Source organism: Alcanivorax sp. 1008 (assembly GCF_020667895.1).
Lineage (GTDB): Bacteria > Pseudomonadota > Gammaproteobacteria > Pseudomonadales > Alcanivoracaceae > PGZG01.
Genome location: NZ_JAFMPS010000044.1, coordinates 1 through 6,817, shown reverse-complemented (window position 1 = coordinate 6,817; position 6,817 = coordinate 1). Strand labels below are relative to the sequence as shown.

4 protein-coding genes and 1 pseudogene are annotated in these 6,817 nt (G+C 54.0%); all 5 read left to right on the top strand.

All coding sequences use genetic code 11. From position 1 onward, the window contains the following. Window positions 1-2,345: RHS repeat-associated core domain-containing protein (locus tag J1C54_RS15890; protein ID WP_255612701.1), on the top strand; the 2,345-nt coding region annotated here is incomplete at its 5' end. 1 nt (window position 2,346) lies between these two features. Beyond that, on the top strand, window positions 2,347-2,925 hold the full coding sequence (locus J1C54_RS15885) for a hypothetical protein (protein WP_229149854.1): 579 nt from the start codon (window positions 2,347-2,349) through the stop codon (window positions 2,923-2,925). A gap of 246 nt (window positions 2,926-3,171) precedes the next feature. Next, window positions 3,172-5,787 carry a polymorphic toxin-type HINT domain-containing protein gene (locus tag J1C54_RS15880; RefSeq protein WP_229149852.1) on the top strand — a complete coding sequence of 872 codons (2,616 nt, stop codon included), beginning with the start codon at window positions 3,172-3,174 and terminating at the stop codon, window positions 5,785-5,787. A gap of 11 nt (window positions 5,788-5,798) precedes the next feature. Then, window positions 5,799-6,137: a hypothetical protein gene (locus J1C54_RS15875; RefSeq protein WP_229149850.1), complete on the top strand. Its 339-nt coding sequence runs from the start codon at window positions 5,799-5,801 to the stop codon at window positions 6,135-6,137. A 346-nt stretch (window positions 6,138-6,483) separates the two neighbouring features. Continuing rightward, window positions 6,484-6,817, top strand: a pseudogene (locus J1C54_RS15870) (hypothetical protein); the annotation flags it as partial.

Genomic DNA, 6,817 nt, shown 5'->3' with positions numbered 1-6,817 from the left:
ACCTCGTTATGGAAACCGACGCCAACGGCCACGAGACCCGCTACACCTACAACAGTCTCGACCAGAAAGTGTCCACCCGTTTCCACGACGGCAGCACGGTCAGCGACGAGTACGACGCCCTCAGCCGTAAAACCGCCAGCGTCGACCAGAACGGCACGCGCACCGAGTACGACTACGATGCACTGGGCCGTCTCACCGCAGTACGCCAGTTCCTGAACGGCGCGCCCCTGACCACGCTCTACAGCTACGACAGCCAGGGCAACAAACTCACCCAGACTGATGCGGAAGGCCGCACTACCCGCTGGGAATACGACGCCCTCGGCCGTGTCACCGCGCGCATCTTGCCGCTGGGCCAGCGTGAGACTTTCGAGTACGACGCCAACGGTAACCAGACTCGCCACACCGATTTCAACGGCCAGCTCACCACCAGTGAGTACGATGCCCTGAACCGGCTGGTGCGCCGCAGCTATGCAGACGGCACGCAGGAAGCCTGGACCTATGACGCCGCCGGCCGGGTAATCGAAACCACCCTGACCACCCACGGCTTGCCGCAGGTCACGCACTACCAGTACGACCAGCAAGACCGCCTGACCCGGGAAACCAAACCCGACGGCTCGGTGCTTGAGTACAGCTACGACCTGAACGGCAACAAGACCTCAGTGACGGTAACGCCAGCCGGCGGCAGCGCAAGAACGGTCAACTACAGCTATGACGCACTGAATAGACTGGCAACCGCCACCGACGAGCACGGCACCACGACGTACACCTACACACCCGCCGGCAGCCGCGCCAGCGTCACTCAGGCCAACGGCGTCACGACGAGCTACAGCTACGACAGCCTGAACCGCCTGACGCAGCTCGCCAGTCGTGCCAGCAATGGCACGGTGCTGCAGCAGTTCGACTACACGCTCGACGCCAGCGGACGACGCACCCGCATTGAGGAGCACAATGGCCGTGTCAGCGCCTACGTCTACGACGATCTCTACCGGTTGGTCGAGGAGGTCATCAGCGACCCCGTCAACGGCAATCACCAATCGTTGTACCAATACGACATGGTGGGCAATCGTACTCAGGCCACCGTTAACGGCGTCACCACCAGCTACAGCTATGACGCCAATGACAGAATCCTGAGCCAAGGCGACACTACCTACAGCTACGATGCCAATGGCAACACGCTGACCGAATCGAGCAGCAGCGGGACCACCACTTACAGCTGGGACGCCCGGAATCGCTTGATCGAAGCTACCACCCCCAATAGCACCTTGCTGTTCGACTATGACATTAATGGCATCCGCACCAGCCGCAGCGAGAACGGCATCACCACTAACTTCGTGGTGGACCACAACCAGCAGTACGCGCAGGTGCTGGCCGAGATGGAGGCTGGGACTACCACGAAGCAGTACACCTACGGCGATGACCTGCTGAGCCAGAGCGAAGGGGCAGGGCAAGAGCGGTTCTTCCTGTATGACGGGTTGGGGACGACAAGGGCCTTGGCTGATGGTTCGGAGGCAGTAACCGACACCTATGTGTATGAGGCGTTTGGGGAGCTGCTTGCGAGCACGGGGAGCTCGGACAACGCCTATCGGTATACCGGCGAGCAGTACGACTCGGGGCTGGATCAGTACTACCTTAGGGCGCGGTACTACGATCATGGTGTGGGTCGGTTTACGCAGATGGATTCTTGGAAGGGGCGTATTGGCAATCCGATAACGCTACATAAGTATCTATATACTCATGCAAATCCCGTAAATGGTACTGATCCAACAGGAATGTATAACTTGATGGATATATCTATCAGCAATAACGGAGTTGCGTTAGGGGCTAGGCAGGCAACTGCCACGTCATTGAGAACGGCAGTAAAGAAGTCCGTAACTTCTACCATCAAGCAATCGGGCAAGCTTTTTACTCAGTCCATTAAGCAACTCCGGGCCTGCATTCGGAAGTCCAATAAGTGTAACCTTAAGGCTAACCTCTTGATTGTTGGGGGGGATAATACTGAACTTGCGCAGCACATCAGAGATGCTCAGTTACCTCATACGATTGTGCTGACATATGAAAGAAGAAAAAGAGGTAATAGACGGTGGTATAAGAATCACCAGGAATGCAAATTCTTAAAGATTGGATATCAATGCGATGAATATCCATTTTTCGCTACAAGAGAAGGCGGGCCACTACGCTATCCTGTTGCGGTTTCATTGCGTCAAGTTCCAGCTAGAGAAAATATGGTGGTAGGTGGTCACTTTGGATTTCTTGCACGAAATATGAAGAGTCGAGATCAGTTTATTGTTATTTCAGACGTTTCAATACCGCTAACTGTGGCTTTGCCGCTTGGCAAAAGGAAGTGAGATGGATATTGGTCTTGCCCTGCCAGAAGATGGGTCACTGAATGGGATTCCACGCAAGATTGTTGGGATGTTGAGAAAGAGGTTCTCTGCTGTTAAGGCCGATAGTCTTGAGCGGATGGCGCTGTTGGCTGCATGTTTGGTTGCAATGTCGAGAAGGAGGGAGGCGAGGAAGCTTCTTGATTCTGTATGCTGGAAGCTTGAGTACACTGGAAATGAAGTGGTCTGGGGGGGCGCAGGTGACTGCATTTTGTTGTTGGCGTCGCTTTTCAATGATGAGGGAAGTATTAAAGAGCGTGACCTTCTACTTGAGAAGATTAGAACAAACGACATAATGTCTGATGAGTATCCGAAGGCGTATTACCTTGAAGAGGATCTGGCAGAGCACGCGTTAATTATGGCGCAGGCGCAACAAGAATCACCTAAGAATAGATTAGAAATTCTCACGCAAGAGCTCCTAAGGTTTGTCTATTATCAGCAGTTTTGGGACGATATCAAAGGAGATGTTCATGGCTCTGAGCGGGATGTTGTGGACAGAATTATAAGAGAGTGTTACTCGGCTATAGAAAAATCTATCGAATAGCCTAGGGTAACTATCATGCTCTAATTTGACGTTATTTTGCTCCATGTAAGATTGTACAGTGGTGGTTATTGCCGGACACTTGTAGTTTGTTAATGCTTCCGTGTAACTGCGTGTGGCTCTTTAAAAGTCTGATCCCGAAAAGATTGCCGTTGCCAGAGGATTGAGCGTCTTGGTGGTAAGCTTCAGGCCGCTACGACGCCGAAGGCAACTTGGCGGAAGACCGATCGCCTTGGTCGCACCACGGTGATGACCTACGACCCCCTCAGCCGTAAAACCGCCAGCGTTGACCAGAACGGCACCCGCACCGAGTACGACTACGATGCACTGGGTCGTCTCACCGCAGTACGCCAGTTCCTGAACGGCGCGCCCCTGACCACGCTCTACAGCTACGACAGCCAGGGTAACAAGCTCACCCAGACGGATGCAGAGGGCCGTACTACCCGCTGGGAATACGATGCTCTGGGGCGCGTCACCGCCCGCATCCTGCCGCTGGGCCAGCGTGAGACTTTCGAGTACGACGCCAACGGCAACCAGACTCGCCACACCGACTTCAACGGCCAGCTCACCACCAGTGAGTACGATGCCCTGAACCGGCTGGTGCGCCGCAGCTATGCAGGCGGCACGCAAGAAGCCTGGACCTATGACGCCGCCGGCCGAGTAATCGAAACCACCCTGACCAACAACGGCTTGCCGCAGGTCACGCACTACCAGTACGACCAGCAAGACCGCCTGACCCGGGAAACCAAGCCCGACGGCTCGGTGCTTGAGTACACCTACGACCTGAACGGCAACAAGACCTCGGTGACGGTAACGCCAGCCGGCGGCACCCCAAGAACGGTCAACTACAGCTATGACGCCCTGAACCGACTGGCAACCGCCACCGACGAGCACGGCACCATGACGTACACCTACACCCCCGCCGGCAGCCGCGCCAGCGTCACTCAGGCGAACGGCGTCACGACGAGCTACAACTACGACAGCCTGAACCGCCTGACGCAGCTCACCAGTCGCGCCAGCAATGGCTCGGTGCTGCAGCAGTACAACTACACGCTGGATACCACCGGCCGCCGCACGCGCATCGTCGAGCACAACGGACGGATCAGCGAGTACCGCTACGATGATCTCTACCGGTTGGTGGAAGAGGCGATTACCGATCCGCAAAACGGCAATCATCTGGCTCAGTATCAGTACGATGGTGTGGGCAATCGAACCCAGGCGACCGTCAATGGCGTGGTAACCACCTATGACTACGATGCCAATGACCGGCTCCTGAGCCGGGGCGGGACATCGTACAGCTATGACGACAACGGCAATACGCTGGCAGAGATTAGCGGCGCTGGCAGCACCAGCTATGTCTGGGATGCCCGGAATCGTCTGGTGGAGGCCACCACGCCTGCTGGGACTCTCCTGTATGGCTACGACATCAATGGCATCCGAACCAGCCGCGCTGAGGGTGGGGTTACCACTAACTTTGTGGTGGACCACAACCGGCAGTATGCCCAGGCCCTCGCAGAGACTGAGGGTGGGGCGACTACCAAGCAGTACTCATACGGCGATGACCTGCTGAGCCAGACCGAAGGAGCAGGGCAGGAGCGGTTCTTCCTGTATGACGGGTTGGGGACAACTCGGGCTCTAGTTGATGGATCGGAGGTTCTGACCGACACCTATGCGTATGAGGCCTTTGGGAAGCTGCTGGCCAGTACGGGCAGCTCGGATAATGCCTATCGGTATACCGGGGAGCAGTATGACTCTGGGCTGGATCAGTACTACCTGAGGGCGCGGTATTATGATCAGGGTGTTGGTCGGTTCAGCCAGATGGATACCTGGATGGGGCGGAATCAGGACCCGATTACATTGCATAAATATCTTTACGCTAATGCGGATCCGGTGAGGTATGTGGACCCTAGCGGAAATTTCTCAATTGGAAATATCAGTGTCACGATCAACGTTCAGGCAAACCTGTCTACGCTGAGCCTCGCAGCTAATGCGTATAGCGTTTTTCAAGTCGCTACGGGAGATCAGGAGCTTTCAGCGGCTCAGATGGGTATGAGCATTCTTTTGAGCAGAATGCCTGGAGGAGCGTTCGCAAGGAGAATGGCGGAAAAGTTCAGAGCAAAGACTGGGCGAAACCTGTTAATACCATGTTTGAGAAATAGTTTTCCTGCGGGAACTTTAGTCCATACCGAAAGCGGCCTTGTTGCTATTGAGGATGTGAAGATTGGAGATATGGTTCTCTCATTTAACGAAGAGACAGGTGAGTCTGAGTACCAGAAAGTCATTCATCTTATCCGAGGAGAAGGTGAATACGCACTGGTTGAAGTTGACCTTGATGATGGCGAATTCATAACAGCGACGGAGGATCATCCGTTTTATGTCAATGGTGAGTGGCTGGATGCAGGCGCTATCCTTCGTGGTGATGCTTTGTCCTCAATTAAGGGCCTTCAGAAGGTTGCTGATTATTCAGGCTTTAATGAATATCAAAAAGTCTATAACCTTACTGTCGAAAATACGCACACATACTATGTCGGTCGCGTGGGTGTGCTCGTTCACAATGCAAACAGGGATTGTGTTCTATCTGTTCGGAATATGGATGAGTTCTTCAGCACTCCGTTTGGGGCCGGTATTAAAGCGGTGTCCGCAAGAACAGGCAAAACCATTAAAGGTGCCCAGTTGTTTCGGGTTGGCAAGAGGAATGCTGGATTGAGTAAGGGTCAATACTTCTATCTTGATACGAAGCATGGCGACCATCTCGAAGTCTTTGATAAAAATGGATACTTCTTGCGGGTTCTTAATTTGGATGGGACCGAAAATGCAGCAAAGACTGCGGCAGCTGCAGGAAGATCAATCAAGAAATACCTTTAGAGGGTGTGACTGTGTCAAATTTATATCGGCAAATGCTTAATGGGCTGGAGTTGGCCGCGCACACTTTCCTGCCCGGCGAACAAGATGTTTCTGATGAGCTGAAAGAGGATTTTGAAACCATCTTCGAGGTTCATGATATCTCGACTTGGCGATCAAATATTGATGGCCGCATGAAGAGTGTTCCAGATCTTATTGTGGAGCTGCAGGAGTCAATCGCTGATGGTGACAAGCAAAAGTGCATTGAATCAGTCGCTATGTTAAGAGGGGCTATTGCTGATCTTGAGGGAGCTTTTTCCAATGCTAAAGACAGCATGGAGCGTTTGATTGTTCAAGTTCGAGATGGACAGTAGGGTAGTGGCTGCTGAGAATGAATACAGATGCTAACTGATCTTTTGTCCAGCCATGCTTGTGGGAATGCCTAAGGATTGGCAAGAAAGCGGGTGAAATCGGCAACACTCCTTTCATCCTGATGAGGAGCTGTTCTGATAGGCACTCCGGTCAATATGTGACTCGCCTCTCGGTATAAGAAACAAGAGGAGTAATTTCTATGCCCGGCCATCGGGCCCTGTAAATAATTCTGTGTAACTGCACCATAGTTCTTTAAAAAGCTGATCTCGATAAGGTCGCTCTTTACCAGGCATTGATGTCCTCGGTCTCTATGTAGCAACCCGCCGCTACGACGCCGAAGGCAACCTGGTGGAAGAAACCGATCGCCTTGGTCGCACCACGGTGATGACCTACGACGCCCTCAATCGCTTGACCGAAACCCGCACCCCGGATGGCAGCACCAGCACCACCGAGTACGATGCCGCCGGTCGCGTTATCGCGGAAGTGGACGCCCTCGGCCAGCGCACCCGCTACGAGTACGACGCCGCCGGCCGCCGCACCGCCGTGATCAATGCACTCGAACAGCGCCACAGCTTCGAGTACGACGCCAACGGCAACCTCGTTATGGAAACCGACGCCAACGGCCACGAGACCCGCTACACCTACAACAGTCTCGACCAGAAAGTGTCCACCCGTTTCCACG